The 22,306-nt window shown below is 62.1% G+C and carries 26 protein-coding genes; 7 read left to right on the forward strand and 19 right to left on the reverse strand.

Annotated elements, in window-relative coordinates; all coding sequences use genetic code 11:
• The first annotated feature begins 4 nt into the window (after positions 1-4).
• Genes GTP45_RS10505 through GTP45_RS10515 form a run of 3 tightly spaced genes read left to right on the forward strand, consistent with a single transcriptional unit; the run spans position 5 to position 1,748 of the window.
• Positions 5-295 carry a DUF1330 domain-containing protein gene (locus GTP45_RS10505; protein WP_161013815.1) on the forward strand — a complete coding sequence of 97 codons (291 nt, stop codon included), beginning with the start codon at positions 5-7 and terminating at the stop codon, positions 293-295.
• Between the two features lie 14 nt (positions 296-309).
• Positions 310-984, forward strand: coding sequence for a type 1 glutamine amidotransferase domain-containing protein (locus tag GTP45_RS10510; RefSeq protein ID WP_161013816.1), 675 nt, complete (start codon positions 310-312; stop codon positions 982-984).
• Positions 985-1,010: 26 nt separating this feature from the next.
• On the forward strand, positions 1,011-1,748 hold the full coding sequence (locus tag GTP45_RS10515) for an alpha/beta fold hydrolase (protein ID WP_161013817.1): 738 nt from the start codon (positions 1,011-1,013) through the stop codon (positions 1,746-1,748).
• Here the strand turns inward: GTP45_RS10515 and GTP45_RS10520 are convergent.
• The 14 genes from GTP45_RS10520 to GTP45_RS29170 all read right to left on the reverse strand — a co-directional run bounded on the left by GTP45_RS10520 (position 1,745) and on the right by GTP45_RS29170 (position 16,556).
• The gene (locus GTP45_RS10520) at positions 1,745-3,478 is read right to left on the reverse strand and encodes an FAD-dependent oxidoreductase (RefSeq protein WP_161013818.1); all 1,734 of its coding nucleotides are present in this window, start codon (positions 3,476-3,478) and stop codon (positions 1,745-1,747) included. The two genes, GTP45_RS10515 and GTP45_RS10520, sit on opposite strands and share 4 nt — an antisense overlap.
• Positions 3,479-3,523: 45 nt before the next feature.
• Positions 3,524-4,357 carry a polysaccharide deacetylase family protein gene (locus GTP45_RS10525; RefSeq protein WP_161013819.1) on the reverse strand — a complete coding sequence of 278 codons (834 nt, stop codon included), beginning with the start codon at positions 4,355-4,357 and terminating at the stop codon, positions 3,524-3,526.
• Entirely contained in the window at positions 4,354-5,613 is a 1,260-nt protein-coding gene (locus GTP45_RS10530) for a putative O-glycosylation ligase, exosortase A system-associated (protein ID WP_161013820.1), read from the reverse strand. The genes GTP45_RS10525 and GTP45_RS10530 overlap by 4 nt, the downstream gene beginning before the upstream one ends.
• 90 nt (positions 5,614-5,703) lie before the next feature.
• The gene (locus tag GTP45_RS10535) at positions 5,704-6,534 is read right to left on the reverse strand and encodes a P-loop NTPase family protein (protein ID WP_229258406.1); all 831 of its coding nucleotides are present in this window, start codon (positions 6,532-6,534) and stop codon (positions 5,704-5,706) included.
• Between the two features lie 80 nt (positions 6,535-6,614).
• Positions 6,615-7,523, reverse strand: coding sequence for a LysR family transcriptional regulator (locus tag GTP45_RS10540; protein ID WP_161013821.1), 909 nt, complete (start codon positions 7,521-7,523; stop codon positions 6,615-6,617).
• A gap of 9 nt (positions 7,524-7,532) precedes the next feature.
• Positions 7,533-7,967 carry a hypothetical protein gene (locus tag GTP45_RS10545; protein ID WP_161013822.1) on the reverse strand — a complete coding sequence of 145 codons (435 nt, stop codon included), beginning with the start codon at positions 7,965-7,967 and terminating at the stop codon, positions 7,533-7,535.
• Positions 7,968-8,265: 298 nt separating this feature from the next.
• Complete coding sequence (locus tag GTP45_RS10550) at positions 8,266-8,661, reverse strand: Hpt domain-containing protein (RefSeq protein ID WP_161013823.1); 396 nt, start codon at positions 8,659-8,661, stop codon at positions 8,266-8,268.
• 59 nt (positions 8,662-8,720) lie between these two features.
• Positions 8,721-9,596: a proteasome-type protease gene (locus tag GTP45_RS10555; protein ID WP_161013824.1), complete on the reverse strand. Its 876-nt coding sequence runs from the start codon at positions 9,594-9,596 to the stop codon at positions 8,721-8,723.
• Between the two features lie 42 nt (positions 9,597-9,638).
• Positions 9,639-10,442 carry a transglutaminase family protein gene (locus tag GTP45_RS10560; protein WP_161013825.1) on the reverse strand — a complete coding sequence of 268 codons (804 nt, stop codon included), beginning with the start codon at positions 10,440-10,442 and terminating at the stop codon, positions 9,639-9,641.
• A 16-nt stretch (positions 10,443-10,458) separates the two neighbouring features.
• A complete protein-coding gene (locus GTP45_RS10565) occupies positions 10,459-11,406 on the reverse strand; it encodes an alpha-E domain-containing protein (RefSeq protein WP_161013826.1) in 948 nt (315 codons plus the stop codon).
• A gap of 9 nt (positions 11,407-11,415) precedes the next feature.
• On the reverse strand, positions 11,416-12,846 hold the full coding sequence (locus GTP45_RS10570) for a circularly permuted type 2 ATP-grasp protein (protein WP_161013827.1): 1,431 nt from the start codon (positions 12,844-12,846) through the stop codon (positions 11,416-11,418).
• A 61-nt stretch (positions 12,847-12,907) separates the two neighbouring features.
• Positions 12,908-13,651, reverse strand: coding sequence for a hypothetical protein (locus tag GTP45_RS10575; protein ID WP_161013828.1), 744 nt, complete (start codon positions 13,649-13,651; stop codon positions 12,908-12,910).
• 138 nt (positions 13,652-13,789) lie between these two features.
• Complete coding sequence (locus GTP45_RS10580; protein ID WP_161013829.1) at positions 13,790-14,299, reverse strand: PRC-barrel domain-containing protein; 510 nt, start codon at positions 14,297-14,299, stop codon at positions 13,790-13,792.
• 136 nt (positions 14,300-14,435) lie between these two features.
• Positions 14,436-16,556 carry a DUF4214 domain-containing protein gene (locus tag GTP45_RS29170; RefSeq protein ID WP_161013830.1) on the reverse strand — a complete coding sequence of 707 codons (2,121 nt, stop codon included), beginning with the start codon at positions 16,554-16,556 and terminating at the stop codon, positions 14,436-14,438.
• 177 nt (positions 16,557-16,733) lie between these two features.
• Here GTP45_RS29170 and GTP45_RS10590 point away from each other — a divergent pair, with 177 nt between their 5' ends.
• A complete protein-coding gene (locus GTP45_RS10590) occupies positions 16,734-17,537 on the forward strand; it encodes a ferritin-like domain-containing protein (protein ID WP_161013831.1) in 804 nt (267 codons plus the stop codon).
• Here the strand turns inward: GTP45_RS10590 and GTP45_RS10595 are convergent.
• Positions 17,534-18,691, reverse strand: a complete 1,158-nt coding sequence (locus tag GTP45_RS10595; RefSeq protein ID WP_161013832.1) for a 2OG-Fe(II) oxygenase — start codon at positions 18,689-18,691, stop codon at positions 17,534-17,536. The genes GTP45_RS10590 and GTP45_RS10595 overlap by 4 nt on opposite strands.
• A gap of 139 nt (positions 18,692-18,830) precedes the next feature.
• Between GTP45_RS10595 and GTP45_RS10600 the strand changes: the two genes are divergently transcribed.
• Together GTP45_RS10600 and GTP45_RS10605 are read left to right on the forward strand one after the other, a co-directional pair.
• Positions 18,831-19,670 (forward strand): VOC family protein, encoded by an 840-nt coding sequence (locus GTP45_RS10600; RefSeq protein WP_161013833.1) that lies wholly within the window; start codon positions 18,831-18,833, stop codon positions 19,668-19,670.
• Between the two features lie 22 nt (positions 19,671-19,692).
• Positions 19,693-20,100, forward strand: coding sequence for a putative quinol monooxygenase (locus GTP45_RS10605; protein ID WP_161013834.1), 408 nt, complete (start codon positions 19,693-19,695; stop codon positions 20,098-20,100).
• 30 nt (positions 20,101-20,130) lie between these two features.
• Here GTP45_RS10605 and GTP45_RS10610 read toward each other — a convergent pair whose 3' ends face one another.
• A complete protein-coding gene (locus tag GTP45_RS10610) occupies positions 20,131-21,021 on the reverse strand; it encodes a glycine betaine ABC transporter substrate-binding protein (RefSeq protein WP_161013835.1) in 891 nt (296 codons plus the stop codon).
• A gap of 277 nt (positions 21,022-21,298) precedes the next feature.
• Here GTP45_RS10610 and GTP45_RS10615 point away from each other — a divergent pair, with 277 nt between their 5' ends.
• Positions 21,299-21,658 carry a hypothetical protein gene (locus GTP45_RS10615; RefSeq protein WP_161013836.1) on the forward strand — a complete coding sequence of 120 codons (360 nt, stop codon included), beginning with the start codon at positions 21,299-21,301 and terminating at the stop codon, positions 21,656-21,658.
• Positions 21,659-21,788: 130 nt separating this feature from the next.
• Here GTP45_RS10615 and GTP45_RS10620 read toward each other — a convergent pair whose 3' ends face one another.
• The 3 genes from GTP45_RS10620 to GTP45_RS27945 are packed head-to-tail and all read right to left on the reverse strand — an operon-like array spanning position 21,789 to position 22,306.
• Positions 21,789-21,947, reverse strand: a complete 159-nt coding sequence (locus GTP45_RS10620; RefSeq protein ID WP_161013837.1) for a hypothetical protein — start codon at positions 21,945-21,947, stop codon at positions 21,789-21,791.
• Positions 21,947-22,117, reverse strand: coding sequence for a hypothetical protein (locus GTP45_RS10625; RefSeq protein WP_161013838.1), 171 nt, complete (start codon positions 22,115-22,117; stop codon positions 21,947-21,949). The genes GTP45_RS10620 and GTP45_RS10625 overlap by 1 nt, the downstream gene beginning before the upstream one ends.
• 15 nt (positions 22,118-22,132) lie before the next feature.
• The gene (locus GTP45_RS27945; RefSeq protein WP_174821650.1) at positions 22,133-22,306 is read right to left on the reverse strand and encodes a hypothetical protein; all 174 of its coding nucleotides are present in this window, start codon (positions 22,304-22,306) and stop codon (positions 22,133-22,135) included.

Consider the following 22,306-nt stretch of genomic DNA (forward strand, 5'->3'; position numbering starts at 1 on the left):
GGCAATGTCTGCATACGTGATCTTCATCCGCGAGTCCACCACGGACGCCGCCGAAATGGAACAATACGCGCAAACCGCGCCTGCCGCCCGCACCGGCCACGATATTACTCGCCTGGCATTCTACGGCAAGCTCGATGTCCTAGAAGGGGAGGCGCCGGAAGGCGTCGCCATCCTGCGCTTCCCGGACATGGCCGCCGCCCGCGCCTGGTACGAGAGCCCGCTTTATCAAGCAGCGCGCCAGCATCGGCTGAAGGGCGCGCAATACCGTTTGCTCCTGGTAGAAGGCAGCGACTAGCGAAGGAGAGGGAAATGAGCATGAAGCACATCCTGTTTATTGTCACCAACACGCATGTGATTGGCCCCAACAAGCGTCCCACCGGTTTCTTTTTCCCCGAGATTGCACACCCGCTGGAGGTGTTTGAAAAACACGGCATCGCGGTCGAATACGCCTCGCCGCTGGGCGGCGCTCCCACCGAGGACGGCTATGACGAGAAAGATCCGGTGCAAGTGGCCTTCCGCAACAGCAAGTCGCTGCGCCGCCTTGGCAAGAGCCGCAAATTATCCGAGGTGGACGTGCTCGACTACGATGCCATCTTCGTTCCCGGCGGCCTGGGCCCGATGGCCGACATCGCCACCGATGCCGGCGTCAAGGCCGCCGTTGCGCGTGCCTGGGACGCCGGCCGCATCGTGTCGGCGGTGTGCCACGGCCCTTGCGCTTTCCTTGGTGTCAAGCTGGGCGATGGCAGCGCGCTGGTCAATGGTCGCAAGCTGACCTCGTTCTCGAACCAGGAGGAATTCGGCTATGCCAAGGACGACGTGCCGTTCTTGCTGGAGGATGCGCTGGTGAAGGAGGGCGCCCAGTTCTCCTCGGCCGAGCCGTGGCAGCCGAAGGTGATTGTGGACGGCCGCCTGTTCACCGGTCAGAATCCTGCCTCGGGCGGCCCGCTGGCGGAGGAAATCGTCAAGGCGCTGCGGAGCAATTAATGAACCTGGCCGGGGAGGTGTAGATCATGAATCGTTTCATCGCCGTCGCAGCGATTGCCGTTGCGTTGATGCAGGCCGTCCCGGCAAGCGCCGCCAAGAATGTGGTGCTGGTTCACGGCGCCTTCGCCGATGGTTCAGGCTGGCGCGAAGTGGCGGAAATTCTGGAGGACAAGGGCTACCGCGTATCAGTGGTGCAGCATCCCGAGACCTCGCTTGACGAGGACGTGCTGGCGGTGAAGCGCGTGCTGGCCGCGCAGGACGGCCCCGTGGTGCTGGTCGGGCACAGCTACGGCGGCATCGTCATCACCCAGGCTGGCGGCGATCCGAAGGTGACGGCGCTGGTGTACGTGGCGGCCTACGCGCCGGAAGACGGCGAATCGGCCGCCGACCTGCGGCAAAAAATGCCGCCGGCGTCGACCGCGTCCAAGCGCACGCCGGACGGCTACATTCAACTCGATCCGGCCCAGTTCCACCAGGACTTTGCAGCCGACTTGCCGGCCAAGACGGCGCGCTTCATGGCGATCTCGCAGGTATTGCCCAACGCTTCGGTGTTTTCCACCAAGGTCAGCAACCCGGCGTGGAAGAACAAGCCCAGCTGGGGCATCGTCGCCAGCGAGGATCGCGCCATCAATCCCGCGTTGGAGCGCTTTATGTACCAGCGCGGCGGCTTTGCCGTGACGGAGGTCAAGGCCAGCCACGCGGTGTATATCTCGCGGCCCAAGGAGGTGGCCGCGGTGATAGTCGAGGCCGCGTCCAGGAATTAGTCTGGCCGGGGGGCGGTGGCCAGGAAGGCGTGGATTTGCGCCACCACCGCCGCGCCTTCACCCACGGCCGCCGCTACCCGCTTGGTCGAACCGGCACGGACGTCGCCGATGGCAAATACGCCCGGGACGCTGGTCATCAGCGTCGATTGCGCGCGGACGCTGCGCACGTAGTCTTGCTCGGCGTCGCCGGCCTCGCAGGGCGGAGCGCCGTCGACGTCGTCGCCGGTAACGATGAAGCCGTTGCGGTCGACAGCAACGCCGCAGCCTTCCAGCCAGCCGGTATTCGGGTCGGCGCCGATAAAGAGAAACAAGCGGCGCGTCTGGCAAGTGGATTCTTCGTTGCTGCGGGCGTCGCGGATACGCACTTGTTTCAACCCATCGTCATCCCCCGCGAGCCCGACGATCTCGGAATGGGTGTGCAATTCGATATTTGGATGGGCAGCGATCCGTTCAATGAGATAGTTGGACATGGTTGATGACAGGCTGCCCTTGCGGATCAGGATATGCACCTTGGCCGCGTGCGCTGCGAGAAAGACCGCGGCCTGGCCTGCCGAGTTGCCGCCGCCGACCAGCACCACCTCTTCCTGTTTGCACAGCTGCGCCTCGACCGAGGAGGCCCAGAAGTACACGCCGCGCCCTTCAAATTGCTTGAGGCAATCGAGGGCAGGACGGCGGTAGCGGGCGCCGCACGACAGCACCACCGCGCGTGCTTTCAGCATGGTCAGGCTGCCGCACATTTCCACCTTTAAGGGATAGCTGTCGCAGATCAGCCTTCCGGCCGGGGCCGGGATGGCGATCTCGACGCCGAACTTTTCGGCTTGCACGTAAGCGCGGCCGGTCAGGCCGGCGCCGGAAATGCCGGTCGGGAAGCCCAGGTAGTTTTCGATGCGCGCGCTGGCGCCGGCCTGGCCGCCGTAGGCGCGCGTTTCCAGCACCAGCACCGACAGGCCCTCGGAACCGGCATACACGGCGGCGGCCAGCCCGGCCGGCCCGCCGCCGACGATAATCAAATCCCACACGGTGTCTTCGCTCATGTGCCTGAGCATGCCGATGCAACGGCCGAGTTCCGGCACCGATGGATTTTTCCTGAGGCCGACGCCCGGGCAGATTACCAGCGGCCAGTCATCGGCGCCGGGCTTTTCGGCCGCGACCAGCGCTGCGGCTCGCTCGTCGGTCTGCGGATCAAGCACGGTGTAGGGATGGGAATTGGCGGTCAAGAAGCTTTGCAGTGCGTGGCTGCGCGCATGGCCGGGCGGCCCGATGAGGACTGGGCCGCCTGAATTTTGCTCCATCAGCGCAACACTGCGCAGGATGAGCGAGCGTATCAACAGCGCGCCGAGGTCGGCGTGGGCGACCAGCAAGCCGCGCAGCGCTTCGGCCGACAACACGATAGCAGTCACGCGCCCGACAGCGACGCCGTCCGCCATCGATGGCCGATCCGACAGTTGACCAACCTCGCCGGTGTACTGGCCTTTTTGCAAGGTCACGATCAAGCCATCGGTGCTAAAACCATCGTTGCGGTAGACCGCGATGCGGCCTTCGACGATGAACAGTGTGCCGGGCGGCACTTGGCCGGCCAGATAGATCCGCTCACCCGCCTCAAAGTGACGCTCTTGGCCAAAGCGGCGCACGTGGCGCATATCGGTTTCGCTGAGCACGGGATAGATCTGGGCACGGCGTTTTTCCAGCGCCTCGGTCGGGAGCGGGGGCTGCTCGGCAGGGTTGGTCATGACGGGATACGCCTTATGCAAGGTTTCCGGTGGTTCAGGCCTCGATCAGCGCGCAACTCTGCGCTGCAATAGCAAGCGTACCAGAAAGCGCAGGCGATCTGGCTCCCAAGGCGTGAAACGCGGCAATTGATGCACATCGCTGCCCGCGTAGGCGACGCCGGGGACGGTGCTGAAGGCGGCCTCGAAGCCGGCCTCGCGCACCATCTCGACGTGGCGCTGGCGGTAGTCGGCGCCCGGCCGCCCGTTGGGATAGGCAAAGGTGGTGACAGGTGCTTGAATCAGGGCTTCCAGCACGGCCTTGCCTTGCCTGATGTCGGCCAGCGCCTCGTCGTCCGGCACGGCGGCCAGGATCGGGTGGCGATGCGTGTGCGCGCCGATGGTCATGCCGGCGGCGGCCAATGCCTGCACCTGGGCAGTGGTCATCATCAGGTCGCCATTGCGCGGCGGCGCCAGGGCGCGGGCGGCGCGCAGGCGGACTTCAAACGGCAGGTATTTGAGTTGCAGCAGCAACTGATCCAGGGCCTGCGGCGGCATGCCGCCGCGGCGGGCGTGGGCGATGACGTCGTCGTTCCACATTTGGCCGCCGTCGAGGTAGCCGCTGGCGATAAAAAAGGTGGCGTGCAAGCCGTGTTGTTGCAGGATGGGCAGGGCGCACGTGGCGTTGTCGGCATAGCCGTCGTCAAAGGTGATGATGGCGGCGCGCGGCGGCAGGCATTGCTGTTGCAGGCCGCGCAGCGCCGCGGCCATCGGCAGCACGTTAAAGCAGCGCTGGAGGATCGCCATGTGGCGGTCGAAGCGGCGCGCGTCCGGCAGGCTGGGCAGCAAGGGATCGGGCCGCGGCAGCACGCGGTGGTAGATCAGGATCGATAGCCGGTTCATGGCGGCGCCTCGGCGGTGCGGCGCGCCATTCGCTGCTCGGTCAGTGCGCGCAGGGCGACGACGGCGGCCATCAGGTAGTAGGGAACATCGAAATACAGCAAGCTCAAGAACGCGCCGCCGACCGCAAAGCCGATCAAGCTGGCCTGGATCATCTTGGCCAGATTGCTGGCCCATTGCAGTTCCGCGTCGTCGCGGCTGTGGCGCACCACGTAGGCGGCGGAGCGCCAGGTCAGCACGCCGACCAGCAGGTACAGGCCGAGGCCGACAAAGCCGTGCTCGCCCAGCGCCTGGAAGTAGATGCTGTGCGCGGCGTGCACGTCGGCGGGATTCGGCGCGTACAAATAGAACACGGACGGCTCGGCAATCTCGAAGCCGCCGCCGAAGAAGCGGTCGCGCGCCAGGTTGTAAGCCATGTTCCAGGCGTTGATGCGGCCCATGGCCGAGTTGTCGGCTTGGTAGTCGGCGATGCTGTCCATGCGCTCAGTCCAGCGTTCCGGCATGAAGAACAGGGCGAACGGAGCGAAGACGGCAATCAGCAAGGCGCCCAGCATTTTCTTGTGGCTCTTGAGCCACATCAGCGCCATCATGGCGGCAATCGCCAGCAGCGCGCCGCGCGAGTAGGAGCCGAGCGCGGCCATGGCCGACAACAGCATCGCCACCGTCCAGCCGCGCTTGACCCAGCGCTTGTCGCTGCTCAGCTGCAGGTAGCGCATCAGCGGGATGGCGATGATGAGCGCCAGCGCGATCTCGTTATTGCCGCCGATGAAGGTGCCGGTCGGCCCCCACACCCGGTAGTTGCCGCCTTCGCGCACGGTGAAGATGCCGCCTTTCACGCCGTAAAAGCCAAGCGATAAGGCCAGCACCCAGATCATGCGGTGCACGTCCTCGCGGCTGCGGATCACCACCATGGTCACCAAGCTCATCAGCATGATTTTCATGACTTTGCCCAGCTGGATCTGCGACGCGGCCGGGAAGATCGCAAACAAGGTGGTGACGTTCATCCACAACACCATGGCCAGCAAGGCGAAGGTGATGCCGCTGGCGGGCAAGGACTTGGGCGCGCGCGAGGTGGCCAAGCTGAAGATGGTGACCACGGCAATGATCTGGGCGAATGGGAAGGTGGTGGCGAAGCCCCAGCCTTGGGTATGCGGATTCATGACGCTGATCCAGATCCACATCAACACGCCGTTGACGGGGTTCTTGACGATCAGCGGCAGGCTGGCAAAGACAATCAGGGTAATCAGTAGGTCGCGCATGGCAGTCGTTGATTTGGCTCAAGGATGCGTTTGAGCCCGTTAGTACACTGGCTTTTTGCTCCAACGATCTTAGACCAGGGGAGAGCGCGCCTACAAAAACTCGCGCTTCACCTTGAGGATTTCGATCATCTCCAGCACGCCGCGGCTGGCCGCGTACACCGTGCCAGACCACGACCACGCGCGCGGATCGCCTTCGTCGCCAAACTCGGCCACGCGCGCCAAGTCCACCGAGCCCACCAGGTCGGCAATATCGGCGGTGTTGGGATCGTGCGGCGCGTAGGTGCCGATGGCGCTGCGGCCGGCCTCCGAGATGAAGATGCGCTCCACCGGCATGCGCAGGAAATCGCCGCCCAGCTCATGCTCCAGCCGCGCGCGGCAGTGCGGGCACAGTTCGCCGCTGGCATCCACCCCGTAGCTCTCGCGGAAGCCGGCGCGCAGCGTGTGCGGCACCAGGTGCAGCGGCGACTCGCGCAACGGGCAGCCAGCGATGCCGTACATGGCGCCGGCGTCGGTGTAGCTGTATTCCTCCAGCCCGCGCTTGAGCCGGATTACCAGCGTCGACTTGCCGCCCGACGGCGGCCCCAGCAGCAACAGCAGGCGCCGCCCAACCTCGGAACCGGCCGCAGCCGCCTTGAAATAGTCAGCCACGCGGGCGAGGGCGTCGTCGATACCGAATAATTCGTCGGCAAACAGGCTGCAGCGCAGCTTGCCGTCGTCGCCATCGTTGCCGCTCCAGCGCAGCATGTCCCAGATGTATTGATGCGAACTGCGCGCCAGTTGCGCGGGCGCGGCGGGCAGTACTTGATCCATGAATTCGGCAAAACTGCCGCTCCAGTGCCCGGCGCTGTGCCGCTGCGTGAATGCGCGCAACTGGTCGCGGAACTGTCCCTGTGATGCTGCCTGCTGCGCGCTATCGATCATTACCGGTCCTCCGAAAGATAGGAGTATCGGCGCTAGCGCAGCATGTTCAGATGATCTGCCTCAAACGAAAATGGGGAACTTTATGGTGCGTCGTCCCACGGCGTGCCGGCCAGCTCCTGAACGAGGAAATCGATCATCACCCGTACCTTGGCGCTCAGGTGGCGACGGCTCGGGTAGACGGCCAGCACGTCCATGTCCGGCATGTGATAGTCGGGCAACACGCGCTGCAGGCGGCCGGCGCGCAGGTCGGCGCCAACCAGGAAGGTCGGTTGCCAGATCACGCCCAAGCCACCGAGCGCGGCGGCCACCGCCGTGTCGCCGTTGTTGGTGCGCATGGTGTAGTTGACTTTGACCGCATGCGGCTGGCCGCTGGCGTCCAGCATCTGCCATTCATCGGCGGTGGCGGCGTAGCTGTAGCCGATGCAGGCGTGTTGCAGCAAATCGGCCGGCGTCAACGGCATGCCGTGCTGCTGGATGTAGTCGGGCGAGGCGCACAGCACGTTGCGCGAGGTGGCCAGCTTGCGCGCCACGTTGGCGGCCGAACCGGCGCGCGAAATACGCACCGCCATGTCGTAACCTTCCTCCACGATGTCGACCACGCGGTCGATCAGTGAAACATCTAGTTGCACTTCCGGGTAAAGCCGCATGAACTTGGCCCACAGCGGCGCCAGGTGGAGCACGCCAAAACTGAGCGGCGCATTGATGCGCAGCAGTCCGTGCGGTTGCAAGGTGGCGGTGGAAACGATGGCCTCGGCCTCCGCCACGTCGGCCAGGATCGACTTGGCGCGCTCATACAGCGCTTCGCCGCTGGACGTCAGCGACATCTTGCGCGAGCTGCGGTTGAGCAAGCGGGTTTGCAGGTGAGCTTCGAGATCGCTGATGTAGCGGGTGACATTGGCCGGCGAGGTATCCAGCGCCTCGGCGGCACGGGCGAAACCGTCGCGCTTGACGACTTCTACGAACACTTCCAGCGCGCGTAGACGGTCCATTGCGCGGGCTTAGTGAGCGATGTAATTGGCGGTCGCAGCTTCTTTGATGACGCGGCCAGCGCTGATCGCGGCGCCGGAACTGCCGGCGCTGCTGGAAACACCACTCACGGCGCTGTCATGCGCCATGCCGACCAGGCCGACAGCCGCCTGGGCGTCACCGGCGCTCGCTGCGCGCTCAAACAATTCCATGGCTTCGCGGCGCTTGGCCGGATTGGAGAGGTAGCGCAGCGCCAATTCGCGCTGGGCCACTGGCGAGCCTTGATCGGCCCATTCCTGCAGGCGGCGTTCGGCCGCAGGCTGGCCGGTCGGGCCGATTTGCATGGCGGCGGCTTCAATCACAGTCGGGGACGGAATTGCATCTTCCTGGGCCTGGCAGGCAATCAGGGCGCCGACGAGCACCAGCACCGACGATACCAATACACCAGACTTGTTGAATAATTCCATAAATTAAATACCCTTGATTGAAGCCATACGCCGACCACGATGCGTTGCACCATTATACTTGCGTTTCGGCAAATTGTCGAATACGCAATAACGTGCAATTTGAAACCAGCAACTCTTGAAGCAAAGCTCAAGTGCTGGCGATATTAGCACGAAGAATTTATCTGTCCCGTATGGTAAGCGCTCATGGGGGTAACAATTGTAACCATTCGTTAATGAATAAAAAGCCATGGCGAGGCGGCGCCGGCTGTGCAATGCAGCAAAGTCAGCACTTCATAAAACGTGAATGATGGGGAGAGGCTTACGCGCCTTGTGGAGCGTTGCGCTGCAGCCAGTCGCCGGCATCGCGCAATACCAGTTGGTACTCGGATTCCAGCGCGGCAAACAGGGAGGGGATGGTATCGGTGCTTTGCTCAGCAATGGCTTGTTCCAGCTTGAGGGACGCTGTCACCAGCCGCTTGGCGCCCAGCGTGCCGATCGAACCGCGCAGGCTATGGAAGATTTTTCCGGCGTCCGCGAGGCGGTGCTCACGCAGCGCGGTGCTGGCCTGTTCAAACGGCGCCATGCCCGGCGCGCAAGCGTCGCGCACGATCTTGGAGATGATTTCCAGCGCCTTATCGTCGTTCCCCATGTATTTCAGCAGGGGGGCGACCGAGAAAATATTCTCGTCGGCAGGCATTGGGATAGCGTCAGTCATGCGTAGCTCCGGGGCAGGTTGTCTTTATCCTATCATACGCCGCCGCAGCGCCAGGCTGATTACTGTTGTCCGTCGTGAAATTGTTGCGACAGCGTTTGTAACGGCGAGCGCGATACCGCTGGTATAGCGACCCTGGGCGGTGGCGCCACTTTTACCGGCTTGCTGCCAGTGTTGGTGGAATGCAACACATTGCCGGCCACTTCGGGGGCGGCGTTCCATACCGGCGCATCCAGCCCCTCAAATACACTCTTGAGCTGGTGGCCCCAGGTGTTGCGGATCATCTGGAAGTACTCGTTGCGCTCATCGATGGTGACGAAGTGGGTGACAGCGAGGCTGTCGGCCTCGTACACCAGCAGATCGAGCGGCAGGCCGACCGAGACGTTGGAGCGCAGCGTCGAATCCATGGATATCAGCGCGCACTTGGCGGCGTCATCGAGCGAGGTGGCGGGCGTCACCACGCGGTCGATGATGGGTTTGCCGTACTTGGCCTCGCCGATCTGGAAATAGGTGTTCTCGTCGTGCGATTCGATGAAATTGCCGGCCGAGTAAATCTGGAACAGGCGGCAGCGCTCGCCATTGATCTGGCCGCCGAAGATGATGCTGACGTTGAATTCAATCCCAAACGCCGACAGCGACGCCGCATCGCGCTCGTGCACCTGCCGCACCGCTTCGCCCAAGAGCCGCGCCGCCTCGTACATATTGGGCGCGTTCCAGATGCTGTGGCCGTCCTCGGTTTTCAGTTCGGACACCAGCTGGCGAATCGATTGCGAAATCGACAGGTTGCCGGCAGTCATCATCACCATCATGCGGTCGCCGGGGATTTCAAACACGCTCAGCTTGCGGAACGTGCCGACCTGATCCACGCCCGCATTGGTGCGCGAATCCGATAAAAACACCAGCCCGGCATTCAGGCGCATGCCTACACAATAGGTCATCGTTGTTCAGTATTGATTGAAAGTATCGTTATTTTACACGCGTCATTGCGGCACGATCTGTACGTCAACGCTCAGAGACTCGGTGCCGCCGCCGCGCCGCATGCCGCGCACCGGCGCCGCGCTGTCGTAATCGCGGCCGATGGCGATGCGGCAGTAGGCGTCGGTCATCAGCCGGGCGTGGGTGACATCGATGCTGACCCAGCCGGTGTAATCCTTGTCTTGCACCCATGCATCCACCCAAGCGTGGCTGGCGGCGTGGTCGGAGGTTTCCGGGTCGATGTAGCCGGACACGTAGCGCGCCGGAATGCCGTGCGCGTGGCAGCAAGCCAGGAACAGGTGCGCATGATCCTGGCAAACCCCTTGCCCCAGCGCCAGCGCGGCGCTGGCCGTGGTATCGACGGCGGTCGCACCGCTTTGATACCGAACCGCACCAAAGATGTGCTCGGCCAAGCACATCAACTCGTGCGTTGTGGCTTTGCCGTCCGGCAGGCAGGAGGCGGCCAGTTCCAGGATGCCGGGCGTGGCGGCCGTCAGCCGGGTTGGCACCGTGAAGATCAGCGGCGACAGGGTATCGCCGTTCTGCACGCGGCCGCGATCCGGCGTAGTGGTCTCCACCACGCCGTAGGCGACGATGGACAGCGCCTGGTGCGGTACGTCCATGGTCATCATGTGCGACAGGTTGCCGTAGGCGTCCGTGTAGGCGTGCACGTGGCCGGGCGTGGAAAGCTGCCAGGACAAGACGTGCTGCTGCGATTCCACGCGCGGCGTCAGGTGCAGTTGCTGGATGGTGTAGGCCAGCGGCAAGGTGTAGGTGTAGCGTGTTTCGTGCCGTATGGTCAGATGCATTTGCGTCGCCTTTCGCTTACGCTGCCAGCGGCACGAGGAAATCGCGGCTGACACGGTTGCCCAGTTCGTAGATATCGGCCAGGAAGCGGGTGAGGGTGTCGTGCAGGCCTTCCGCGAGGATATCTTCAATCTTGCCGAACTGGAGTTCTGCACGCAGGCGGCCGGCGAAGCGTTCGGTATCGGCGGAAACGTCGTTGCGTACCTCGTGCAGATTCTGAACCACTTCGTCCATGCAAGCCAGCAAAGAGCGTGGCATGTCGCCGCGCAACATCAACAGCTCGGCGATGCGGGCCGGAGTGATCACGTCGCGGTAGACCTTGCGGTAGATTTCGAAGCCGGACACCGAGCGCAGCATCGCGCCCCAGTAGTAGAAGTCGCGCTGGGTCATGTTCTCGCCGGTTTCCTTGGCGCCGCCGTGGTATTTCACGTCGAGGATACGCGCCGTGTTGTCGGCCCGCTCCAGGAAAGTGCCGAGGCGGATGAAATGCACGGCCTCGTCGCGCAGCATGGTGCCCAGCGTGACGCCGCGCGACAGGTGCGAGCGGTATTTGACCCATTCGAAGAACTTGCTGGGGTCGGTTTCCAGCAAGTCGCTCTTCAGGCGGCGCTGCATGTCCAGCCAGGTTTGATTCTGGATTTCCCACACCTCGGTGGTCAGCGTGCCGCGCACGGCGCGGGCGTTCTCGCGGGCCGCCGTCAGGCAGGCCACGATCGACGATGAGTTGCCGGGATCGCGCACCATGAAATCGATGACCTCGCGGCCCTCCAGCGACTGATATTTCTGATTGAACAGGTGTTGCAGCTCGGAGATGCCAAGCAGGGCGCGCCAGCCCTGGGCGTTTTCCTCGTCCGATTGCGGCAGCATCGAGGTTTGCACGTTGACGTCCAGCATGCGGGCGGTGTTTTCGGCGCGCTCGGTGTAGCGGGCCATCCAGAATAAGTGGTCAGCGGTACGGCTCAGCATGATGTCTCCTTATTTCTCGAGTATCCAGGTATCCTTGGTGCCGCCGCCCTGCGACGAGTTCACCACCAGCGAACCTTCTTGCAGCGCCACGCGGGTCAGGCCGCCCGGCACCATGGAGATGGTCTTGCCGGACAGGACGAACGGCCGCAAGTCGATGTGGCGCGGCGCGATGCCGTTTTCCACGTAGGTGGGGCAGGCCGACAGGGCCAGCGTCGGCTGGGCGATGTAGCCGTCCGGCTTGGCGATCAGGCGCTGGCGGAAGTCTTCGATCTGCGCCTTGGTCGAGGCCGGCCCGACCAGCATGCCGTAGCCGCCGGCGCCGTGCACTTCCTTCACCACCAGATCCGGCAAGTTGGCCAGGGTGTAGGCCAGGTCTTCCTTGCGGCGGCACTGGTAGGTCGGTACGTTGTTCAGCACCGGCTCTTCCGACAAATAGAACTTGATCATGTCCGGCACGTAGGGATAGATCGACTTGTCGTCGGCCACACCGGTGCCGATGGCGTTGGCTAGCGTGACGCGGCCGGCGCGGTACACCGACAGCAAGCCCGGCACACCGAGCGAGGAATCCGGGCGGAAGGCCAGCGGATCGAGGAAATCGTCGTCCAGGCGGCGATAAATGACGTCCACCCGCTTCGGCCCGCGCGTGGTGCGCATGAACACGGTGTTGTCGCTGACGAACAAGTCCTTGCCCTCGACCAGTTCCACCCCCATTTGCTGGGCCAGGAAGGCGTGCTCGAAGTAGGCGGAGTTGTACATGCCCGGCGTCATCACCACCACGGTCGGGTCGTTGATGCCCATCGGCGCCACCGAGCGCAGGTTATCGAGCAGCATGTCCGGGTAGTGGTCGACCGGCGCGATCTTGTTGCGGGCGAACAGTTCGGGGAACAGCCGCATCATCATCTTGCGGTCTTCCAGCATGTAGGAGACACCGGACGGTACCCGCAGGTTATCTTCCAGCACGTAGAACTCGCCTTGGCCGGCGCGCACGATGTCCACGCCGGCAATGTGGGCGTAGATGTCCGATACCACGTTGATGCCCTGCATCTCGGGCCGGTACTGGGCGTTCTTGTAGATTTGCTCGGCCGGAATGATGCCGGCCTTGATGATGTTCTGGTCGTGGTAGATATCGTGAATGAACATATTCAGCGCCTTGACGCGCTGAACCAGCCCGGTTTGCAGCTGCTTCCACTCGGCCGCCGGGATAATGCGCGGGATGGTATCGAAAGGAATCAGCCGTTCGGTGCCGGCATCGTCGCCATAGACGGCAAAGGTGATGCCGACGCGGCGGAAGGTCAAATCCGCTTCGGCGCGCTTGCGTTCTATGGTTTCTGCCGACTGGCGCTGCAGCCAGCCGCAGAACTCGCGGTAGTGTTCACGTACTTCAGCACTGGCAGTGTGCGCCAGGCCGTCAGCGGTCATTTCATTGAAGAATTTTGCCATATCGAACATTCCCTGTTGAGCACGTTTATTCTTCTATCAAGAAGTGTGCCAATGGAAATGCTCATTTTTGGTGCAAGGCTTGCTGGCGATAGCGTTCGATCTGGCCGCTCTCGCGCATTTTTTTGATGATGACAGCAAGGCGCGGCACCAGCAGGGCGTGGCGCCGGCTCAGGTAGGCATGGATGGCGCCGCGATCCAATACCGCTACCCTGCGCAGGCCGGTATCGCGGAACTCTGGACGCAGCAGTAGCGGCTCCACCGTGTCTTCGACGTCCACGTACAGATCGGAGCGGCCAAGCACGAGCTTGCGCAGGCCGGTCTCGGCATTGCGCACCTCGCCCAGGTTGGCTGGGGACACCACTGCCGCCAGCTTGCGACTGATGATTGGGTAGCCGAGCCGGTGCTCAACCCGATACGCCGTGTCGCGCAGGCTTTCGTAGCCCGGTTCCAGCTTGATGTCGGCGCGGCTGGCGTACGCGATGGTATTGGCGAAGAAGGTCGGCTCCGGCACGCGGATCAGGTTCGGATGGGTGTCTTCATACTCGAAACTGCGGGCCAGTTCGCCGTCGACGTTGTCGGCAGCCGATTCGGCGGCGGCGCGGGCGGCCGGAAAGGCGCGGATTTCCAGCTCGATGCCCAGTTGCTGGAAAGCGTCCTGGTAAATCAGCGCCAGCCAGCGGGCGGCAAAGCCGTCCGCATTGGAGACGATGCTGGCCATGACCATGCGGCGCGCTTCCTCGGCCCCAGCCAATCCGCCGGTCAGCGCGGCAAGGGTAATGCCGGTGACGAATTGCCTACGCTGCATGGCGGATCCAGTCGGAGTCGATGACAGATCCAGTATAACAACTTTGTTTATGACCTCGAGCAATGCAGCGGCCCGCCCGGGCATACGTGTTATCGCATGCCCGGGCGGGCCGCTGCGCGCTCGGGTAAGCCAGTGCTTTTAGATGTTGCCGCGATCCGTGCCGCTGCTGCTGCCGTAAGTCGGGTCGCTTTGCAGGCTGCCGCTGCCCGTGCCCATCACGCTGCCGCTGGAGGTAACGCCGCCGGCCAGATTCTGGCGCGTGCCATAGAAGCTGTGCAGTTCGCTGTTGAATTCGGTGCTGGCCATGTCGGGCCAATCGTCCTTGTCGAAGCCAGGGGCATTTTTCAGGTGCTCTTTCGAGACGTCCAGCAGGAAGCGCTTGTTGGCGGTGTCCAGTTGCAGCGCCTGCCATGGCACGGCAAACAGCTTGTCGCCCATGCCCAGCCAGCCGCCGAACGACAGCACGGCGTAGGCCACTTGGCCGCTGCGCATGTCCAGCATGATTTCCTTGATGTCGCCGAGGTCTTCGTCCTGGCGGTTGTAGACATCTTCGCCGATCAGCGTGTCAGCGCCCATCAGGCGTGGGCCGGGGCCGCTTTCGTCGTCGCTGCGGTAGATGCCATAGGTGTCGCGGTCTAGATAGCTCATGATGGTCTCCATGTGGTGGGTAAAAGTCCCGCGCCGGAAAGCGCGGTGACGTCCCACATCATGCTGGCGACGCGACGGCAGAGGTATAGGTGCGCGTGCGGTGTGGCTGTAGGACAGGGCTTAGTTCTTCAGGAACCTAGCCGACCCACGGGGCGTAGCTGAAACCGTTGGCCAGCGTGCCGGTCAGTTGAGCCACGTTTTCGTTGCTTTCGCTGAAGTCCACCAGTACCGATTCGCGCGTGACGCCGGCGCCCAATGCGCCGAGCCAGTAGTCGAGGCCGGCTTTATCAGCGGTGCGGTGCAGCACGTTATGGTAGAGCTGGTTGACGTAGGCGCTGTCGCTCAGGTTGCTGCCATAGAGGGCGCTGAACTCGGCGCTGTTCTTGAACTGGCTGGCCATGCCCAGCAGCGACTCGCCCTTGTCCATTTGCGCGATCCAGTAGCCGAGGCCTGCACTGTCCGGCTTGCGGTCGAAGGCGGCTTGGTACATGCGGTAGACCTCGCCGCCAATCTGGCCTTTGAAGACGTCCAGCGCGACCATGCCATCGTTGAAGCGGATGCGTTCGATGTCCGAAAGCACTTTGACGCCGTCATCGCCGACCTGGTCGGTCAAGGTGTAGTATGCGCCCGAGGAGTTGGCCACGACGCCGTACTCGGCAGACTTGGCGTCGACATACACCGTATCCAGCGCGGTGCTTTTGGTGCCAGTGATGCTGGTATGCTTGGCATCGCCGGGGATGAAGGTGTGGCCATCGACAGAGACCAGTGTCATCTGGTTTTGGTAGCCAATGTCTTTCAGGATGGCGAGATCCAGCGAGGAGTATGGCGCCGAGACGCGGTCGCTGGAGAAATAATTGACGAAGTAACTGTGGTACGGAGAAATGAGATCGCTAGACTCATCCACGTGCGCTTTATCCGCCGACAACAGCACCGGGCCACCGTTGATTGCCATCGCATTGGTGCCCAGGAAGTAGTCTTTGCCATCAACGGTTTTCTGTGCCAGCGAAAGTATGCCATTGTGGATTCCCAGTACGTGCAGCACTTCATGAGCAAGCACTTCAACCGCATAAGAACCGACCGAGTACGAGTCATTGAGGTATTGGGCAAACGCAGGGGACAGATTGAGGTTCGCCTTCGTTACCAATGGCATGATGTCATCCGCAGCTGGCAACTTGACATAGCCGACGGCCGACGCAATGGCGGTGTTGGAAAATTCCATGACCTTGACGTTGAGTGCAATCTGCTGCAATCCGCCCAGTGCGCTACTGACCAATGCCGAAACGGCGTCGAGCGCCATCGTCAATTTGGCCTGATCCAGCACTTGCGAGGTCTCGTTGCTGAACGAGCCGATTGTAAACACGACGCCATGGTCGGCCGTAGCAGGCGTGAATGACAGCGCGTTGCTGGCCGGCGAGACCCATCCCTGGAAGTCGGTAACGGTAGCGGTAAGCTTGTGCTGCGCGCCCGCGCTGAAATTGCCAGGCACCACGCCCCACCAGCCCGTCTCATCGACCTTCACCGTAGCGATCAGCTGCCCGTTGTCATAAAGGTGGACAGTGTCCCCTGAAAAGGCCCCGCCCCAGATTAGCGCTTTCGAATAGGCGAGCTTGCCATCTTCGCCTTTCGCAACGTTGATGCTGGGCGCGACCGGTGCACCGCGCACTTCAAAGCTGACTGGATTGCTGTAGGTCGAGGCGTAGCCGCCCTTGTTAGTTGCAATTGCCACGACTTGCGAATAGACGCCGTCGAGCAAGGATTCAGAAGTCAGCTTCCATGCACCGCTGGCGTCGGCGGTGGTCGTGCCCAAGGTATGAACCGTACCCTTTTCGTCCTTGTAGGTGATCTTGATCGAGTCGCCCGCGCCCGCAGTACCATTGAGGAACGCAACATTGCCTGGCAGTCGGCCATCCTCGCCCACATTGACTTTCTCAGTCGGCGTGGCCGGCGCCAGCTTGTCGATCACGGTAAAGTGATTCGGCAGCCCCAGGGCCGCCAAGTCTGCGGCGCTGTAGTTTTGCACATGGCCCACGTCATCCCAGACGTAAAGCGTGCTAATGGTGTACTCGCCGGCCGGATAGCCGCGCCAGAATTCGTAAGTACTGCTAGCGTAATTGGGCGTGCCGTCGGTGAAGGTATCGTTGCTCTTGCCGCTGACGCCAAGCCGGAAATCGAAGGGAATGTAGTCAAAGCTCATCTGCACCTTGGCGCCGGTGCCCAGTGCACCGGGAACCAGCTCCACGGAGAAGACAGTGGGCACAGTGCCATTGCTAACATCGATAACCGAAGGAAAATTCAGCTTGGAAATCAGGACCGGCTTCGCCAACGCACACCTCATAGACAATTAATCAACACATTATGTCATGTAAATTTACGTAAAGAAAGACCGGCTTTAGATTTGCTACACTAACGGCCTCGTGAAATTGGAAGGAACTGTATGGCAGCACCCGATGAACTCCGCGCCCGCGCACTGGCATGCCTGATCGAGCCCGATCCGGCGATCAAGGTGGCGGCGGTGTATGCGATGGCGACCGCATCGCAGGAGGGCGCTTGTCTGCCGGATCCGCAAGCTGCGCTGGCGTCGTCGGCCGCGATTCCGGGCCGCCCGGAGAAGCCGGATCTGGTGCCGCCGCTGCAAGTTGGCCGCCGTGCGATGAACACGCCGGAAGGCCGCGCCATGCTGATCCATGCGCTGGCACACATTGAATTCAACGCCATCAATCTGGCGCTCGATGCGATTTGGCGTTTTCCCGGCCTGCCAGCCGAGTACTACACGGATTGGCTGCAAGTGGCGCGCGAAGAGGCTTACCATTTCTCGCTGCTGCAAGCGCATCTGCAACGGCTGGGCTACAGCTACGGCGAATTTCTGGCCCATGACAGTCTGTGGGAGATGGTCGAAAAGACCAGCGACGACGTGCTGGCCCGCATGGCGCTGGTGCCGCGCACCTTGGAAGCGCGCGGTCTGGACGCCAATCCGCCACTGCGCGCCAAGCTGGCGCAGGCTGGCGACAAGGAAGCCGCGACGATTCTGGACATCATCCTGCGCGACGAAATCGGCCACGTGGAAATCGGCAATCGCTGGTATGGCTTCTTATGCCGCCAGCGCGGACTGGAGCTGATTCCCGCCTACGCCGAATTGGCGCGCCAGTACAACGCGCCGACGCCGCGCGGCCCGTTCAACCTCGAAGCCCGCCGCCAAGCCGGCTTCACCGAGGAAGAACTGCTGGCGCTTCAGGGCTAAGTATCTATCAGGCCTGTGTATTCGTTCTCGCCTTTGGCACGGTCAAATACCTGCCCGGTGAGCGAATGCGCGTTGGCCTGGCGCAGCTGGGCGGCCGCCTCGTCATAGAAGAACGGCAGGAAGGCGTAGCGCTCGCCCTTGGTCACCGGCATGGCCTCGTGCAGCAGCGAGCAGGAAAACACCACCGCGCCGCCGGTCGGCGCGCGGTAGGTGCGCTGGCCGAATTCAGGGAAACGCAATTCGCCGCCTTCGTACTCTTCGGCATTGAGGTTGATGGTGCAGGCGAAGCGGCGGTGCGCGGTGCCGGGGGTGGTGTTGTCCTTATGCGGGCGGAAGAAGCCACCGCTATCGCCATCGTAACGGGCGACGATGTAGCGCTCCATGCGCGTGACGTCAAACTGGAACGCCCGCTTAATCTCGGGCACCAGGCGTCTTACCAGCCGCTGCTGAATGGCTTGACGCAGCACGGCCAGGTCGGGACGGTGGTCAAACTCAAAATCGCTGCGGCGCTTGAAGCCGTGCTCAATCACCGCCACAGTCTTGCCGTTGACCTCGCGCATGAAGCCGGAGTCGGAGCCGCCGTGCTGCTGGTACAAGCCGATCAGTTGCTTGCACAGTGCCGGCTCAAACACGCGCGGCAGGATGAGTACTGGCGCGTTTAAGGTAGTGCCAGCGTGATCGGCGACGGAGGGCAGGGAAGCGAGTACTGCATCCAGCGCCTGATTGTGACGCTCGGCAGGGATCAGCGGAATGTGGGCGCAGACCCGCAGCATCGGATCGAGCACCAGGGTGAACGGCTGGTACGTGGTGCGGTCGGCCGGATCGGCGGAAGTCGCACCGAACAGCGTGCTGACCTTGCGGTCGAAATCCCAGAAGTAGCGGATGCCGGGAATCTGGTCGCGCAAGCGCCCTTGCGCCTCGTCGGACGGATCAATCGACACGCCGAAAAAGCACAGGCGCTCATCGTCCAGCAAGTGGCGGCGGCTGTTGATGTGGCTCACGACTTGGGCACTGTTGTCCTGTGCCGCGCTGCCCAGAAAACTCAAGACAACGTAGCGGCCTGCAATCGTGTGAAAGGTGTAGCGCGGATTGTCGCCTGCGCGCGCATGAAAATCAGGCGTCGGATCGCCTGGCAGCCAAAGACGTTGGTTCATAAAACAGGCTTGGTTCAATATCAAGAAGGTTATTTTACTGGGTATTTCGATAATGCCGACAGCCTACCTATTACTAGGGTTGCCGCACTCGCCTGAAACGGCCGAGAATGAATCCTCACATCACCACCGAGGAGACGAAATGGAACCGTTGGAAGACCAGACAACCAGTCAGGAACGCCGTGGCGCATTGCAGGCCCTCGGCGCAGTTATGGTAGCGGGCATGGTAGCCTCGCCAGGGCCCGCAGCCGCGCAAGGCAACCAAAGGATGAGCGCCGGCGCGCGTGACAACGCCGCACTCGGCTTGCGTTTGCAGGGCGTCCAGCACTTCGGCCTGACCGTGCAGAATATGGAGCGCGCTTACGAGTTCTACACGCAGGTTCTTGGCGGCACCGAAGTGTTCCGCCATGGTGACTTTCAAGGCGATGTCGTGCAAAACACGCTGCTTGCTGACCAGGAGATTCTCGCCAATGAACTCGGTGTAAATCCGCGCACCATCGGCGTGCCGGATCTGCGCAGCGGCGCACAACGGCTGGACGTGCGCTTCATCCAGTTCGACAACGTGGTGATCGAGTTGCTGCAATATCGGGATGCAGACCAGCCCATGGGCGGCCCGAAAGCATTTGCCGAGCCGGTACAGCACATGAGCCCGGCGTTCCCGCGCATGATGCACATCTGCTTCCACATCCAGGACGACGTCGACTTCAACAAATTCATCACCGATCTGGAAGCCGAATCGGCGCGGCGCGGCATGCCGCAAGTGCGCGCCAACCGCATCGTCCGGGTGGCAACGGAGGCTGCGCGCCGCTCGGCGCCGCAGAGCGCCAACACCAACAAGGTCACTGTGGCGCCATCGGATGGCTGGGAACTCATTTACTGCAAAGGGCCGGAGGGCGAACAGCTGGAGTTCGTCAAAGCCATCGGGCCAGTCAAGCAACGCTTTGCCAAGACCTTGAGCGAGCGCCAAAAGGCGCGCTCTTAACACCAGACCAAGGAGAACCAGCATGTTCAAGCAATGCAAGGCAGCACTGATCGGCGGTATGGCGGCGGCACTGGCGGTGGCCGCTGCGCCGGCGGCGGCGGAAAGCGCCAACGCCGTCAACTACAAGGCAGTTCCCGCCGGCGCCTATTCGATAGTCGCGCAGATCAAGGCCAAACCGGGCAAGGAAGCGGCGCTGCGCCAGATTACACTGCCGCTCATCAAGCAGGTGCGCAGCGATCCGAAAAACATCGTCTACTTCCTGCAAGAGAACCGGGAAAAGCCGGGCCACTTTATCTTCTACGAGATCTTCGCCACCAAGGCGGACTTCGAGGCGCATAACGCCATGCCTTATGTTAAGGACTGGTTTGCCAAACTGCCTGAGCTGGCAGATGGCGGGGTGGAAGTGATGCGCATGGAAGTGCTGAAGTAGCGTCATGCGAAGGAGGGCGCTCGGCCCTCCTCAAGCAAACCAGCTATCGACTTGATTGGCGTTGCGCTGAATCCAGCGGCGTGCGGCCTCAGATGCCGTGAGCTTGTCTACATTGACGAGGTAATCCATCTCCGTGACTGCTTGAATCCCGAGATGCACCTTGCTCAGAACAGCACGGGTTCTATCTGGAAGCATCTGCCATTTACCCTGAGGCGCAACGAGCGCCGCATAATTCATGCTGCCTAAAACACCCTTGGGATCCGCCAAGGGGCGCAGGCCGCCATCCTTGTTCAGAAATTGCGGCGCCCATGTTGGAAAAATCATCCAGCGCCGCTCTTGCTTGGCTGCCTGGTAGGTGGCAATCCACTCCGCCGCGCTGCCGGGGCGGAAACTGTAGCCGAGGGCATCGAGGCCATAATCGGCCAGCGCTCGCTGCGATAGGGTGCTGATGGCAGCGCCGGCGCCTATGCCTTGAATCTGCCGATCAATGCGCGCAACAACGCCGGGCTTGGCCAGATCCGCGATCGACGCAAGCTCGTTGGCAGGGACATAGTCAGGCACCGCCCAAAAGAAGTGCGCGCCATCATACAGCTTGGTTACGACATGCGCCCCAGTGCCGTATTGCTTCCAATAAGCGGCATGACCTTCAGGCAGCCAAGCGGCGGCCATCAAATCAATGGCGCCGCTCGCCAACAGGGGAAACATCTCTTCATGCGGCCCTGACCGCACGGTCACGTCGTGTCCCAGGCGCGCCAGCACCTCCTGAATTACCGCGCCAGTCACCGCGTAAAAGCTCAGCGACACTTGGCCGAGAACGATGGGGCGCTTGTCGGACGCCAGCACAGTGGCAGGCAACGGCACGGCCATGCCGGCCGCAGCGAACAACAGCGCGCGCCGGCGAGATTGGATATCAGGATTCATGATCACCTCATTGATTGCGTTATTCTGCGGTGACCCCGGCACAAATGCATCCCTCGTTGTAGGGGAGTTCGGACGCCTTCCAGCGAAAGGATGCCGATGCGTGACGCCAATATCAACTGGATTTCGATTAGCCCGGGATTTTACATAATATAAATTATGCGAAATCTGAACCGGCCTCAACAGTAACAAGTTACCTATATCGGCTTCTCCTCGGCGTTTTGATTTTGACAAGCCCGCGTTATCGTGGGCTTTTCTTTTTTCTTATCAAGGAGCTAACTTGCGTTACCCGAATTTAAGATATGGAAATCCCACCGAGTTTGCCTACTACGTCATGTGTTACGGCGACGATATCCCGGCCGTGGCGCGCCTCCTGCGCCGCGATGAGCGCACCGTCAGGGACTGGCTGTCAGGCCGCCAGCGCGTGCCGTTTTGGGTTCCCGAACTCATGCGCCTTCGCCGTTTTGAAACGGACGTATACATGCGCCAGAACAGCCACAGGCGCGCGCCGGCGCTGGGCGTGGTCACTCATGAGGCCCAACTGGAAATTCGCCGGCCGGACGTGAAAAAGCCGCAGTCCGTGACGGCACTGCGGCTTGACGACTTCGACCAGGTCGACCGATCTACGCTGGCTGTTTAGCCTTCGCCATGTAGAACTTGATCGCGTACAGGACGGCGGCCAGCATCGCTACCTCTTTGAAGTGAATTTTCATCGTTACTTCTTGCGCTTCTTGAAGCGGCCATTCGCATTGCGCGGCGGCGTTTTGCGCTTAGTCTTTGCCATGATCTTGCTCCTTTTCCAGTTTGTCCAGTCGCATTTCGACGCGCGCGACCCAGCGCATGGCACCCAAACCCTGTGCCAACACGCCACCACTCAGCAGCACCGGAACAACCGCATTCCAGTCAATCGCCGCGATGATGGCACCCATTACTTGCCGGCCTCGGTCGGGGCGCCCTTGTCAGGCACCACGGCGGCGACGGTGCCGGCGATGGCGGTCAAGCCGTCCAACACCACCGCGTGCTGCGGCACCACGGTTTTCAGTGCTTGCAGGATGGCGGCCAAGCCAGCCCACGTCGATGCTTCTTTCAGTCGTTTCATGCTGTTCCCCTTGTTTTAGAAAAGTACGTTGTTACGGCTATCCTTGACCGTGATCGACTGCGCCGCCACGAAGTCCCGAATTTTTGGAAAGCGTGACAGGATCAGCGCCGCCAGCAGCACGCCGGCCAGCACCGTCAATGTCTCCCGTGCCACGGCCGGCCCGGTTGGAATGATCTTTTCGATGTTCAC

Source organism: Duganella rivi, from assembly GCF_009857435.1.
In the GTDB taxonomy this organism is placed as follows: Bacteria; Pseudomonadota; Gammaproteobacteria; order Burkholderiales; family Burkholderiaceae_D; genus Rugamonas; species Rugamonas rivi.

Excerpts from the sequence above, each read along its gene's own strand:
- GTP45_RS10540 (WP_161013821.1), bottom strand. The coding sequence starts at position 7,523 with ATGGACCGTCTACGCGCGCTGGAAGTGTTCGTAGAAGTCGTCAAGCGC.
- GTP45_RS10610 (WP_161013835.1), bottom strand. The coding sequence starts at position 21,021 with ATGAATCCTGATATCCAATCTCGCCGGCGCGCGCTGTTGTTCGCTGCG.
- GTP45_RS10535 (WP_229258406.1), bottom strand. The coding sequence starts at position 6,534 with ATGATCGATAGCGCGCAGCAGGCAGCATCACAGGGACAGTTCCGCGAC.
- GTP45_RS10530 (WP_161013820.1), bottom strand. The coding sequence starts at position 5,613 with ATGCGCGACCTACTGATTACCCTGATTGTCTTTGCCAGCCTGCCGCTG.
- GTP45_RS10605 (WP_161013834.1), top strand. The coding sequence starts at position 19,693 with ATGTTCAAGCAATGCAAGGCAGCACTGATCGGCGGTATGGCGGCGGCA.
- GTP45_RS10595 (WP_161013832.1), bottom strand. The coding sequence starts at position 18,691 with ATGAACCAACGTCTTTGGCTGCCAGGCGATCCGACGCCTGATTTTCAT.
- GTP45_RS10565 (WP_161013826.1), bottom strand. The coding sequence starts at position 11,406 with ATGCTGAGCCGTACCGCTGACCACTTATTCTGGATGGCCCGCTACACC.
- GTP45_RS10515 (WP_161013817.1), top strand. The coding sequence starts at position 1,011 with ATGAATCGTTTCATCGCCGTCGCAGCGATTGCCGTTGCGTTGATGCAG.
- GTP45_RS10525 (WP_161013819.1), bottom strand. The coding sequence starts at position 4,357 with ATGAACCGGCTATCGATCCTGATCTACCACCGCGTGCTGCCGCGGCCC.
- GTP45_RS10545 (WP_161013822.1), bottom strand. The coding sequence starts at position 7,967 with ATGGAATTATTCAACAAGTCTGGTGTATTGGTATCGTCGGTGCTGGTG.
- GTP45_RS10620 (WP_161013837.1), bottom strand. The coding sequence starts at position 21,947 with ATGGGTGCCATCATCGCGGCGATTGACTGGAATGCGGTTGTTCCGGTG.
- GTP45_RS10550 (WP_161013823.1), bottom strand. The coding sequence starts at position 8,661 with ATGACTGACGCTATCCCAATGCCTGCCGACGAGAATATTTTCTCGGTC.
- GTP45_RS10600 (WP_161013833.1), top strand. The coding sequence starts at position 18,831 with ATGGAACCGTTGGAAGACCAGACAACCAGTCAGGAACGCCGTGGCGCA.
- GTP45_RS10590 (WP_161013831.1), top strand. The coding sequence starts at position 16,734 with ATGGCAGCACCCGATGAACTCCGCGCCCGCGCACTGGCATGCCTGATC.
- GTP45_RS10560 (WP_161013825.1), bottom strand. The coding sequence starts at position 10,442 with ATGCATCTGACCATACGGCACGAAACACGCTACACCTACACCTTGCCG.
- GTP45_RS10575 (WP_161013828.1), bottom strand. The coding sequence starts at position 13,651 with ATGCAGCGTAGGCAATTCGTCACCGGCATTACCCTTGCCGCGCTGACC.
- GTP45_RS10570 (WP_161013827.1), bottom strand. The coding sequence starts at position 12,846 with ATGGCAAAATTCTTCAATGAAATGACCGCTGACGGCCTGGCGCACACT.
- GTP45_RS10505 (WP_161013815.1), top strand. The coding sequence starts at position 5 with ATGTCTGCATACGTGATCTTCATCCGCGAGTCCACCACGGACGCCGCC.
- GTP45_RS10625 (WP_161013838.1), bottom strand. The coding sequence starts at position 22,117 with ATGAAACGACTGAAAGAAGCATCGACGTGGGCTGGCTTGGCCGCCATC.
- GTP45_RS10510 (WP_161013816.1), top strand. The coding sequence starts at position 310 with ATGAGCATGAAGCACATCCTGTTTATTGTCACCAACACGCATGTGATT.
- GTP45_RS10555 (WP_161013824.1), bottom strand. The coding sequence starts at position 9,596 with ATGACCTATTGTGTAGGCATGCGCCTGAATGCCGGGCTGGTGTTTTTA.
- GTP45_RS10580 (WP_161013829.1), bottom strand. The coding sequence starts at position 14,299 with ATGAGCTATCTAGACCGCGACACCTATGGCATCTACCGCAGCGACGAC.
- GTP45_RS10520 (WP_161013818.1), bottom strand. The coding sequence starts at position 3,478 with ATGACCAACCCTGCCGAGCAGCCCCCGCTCCCGACCGAGGCGCTGGAA.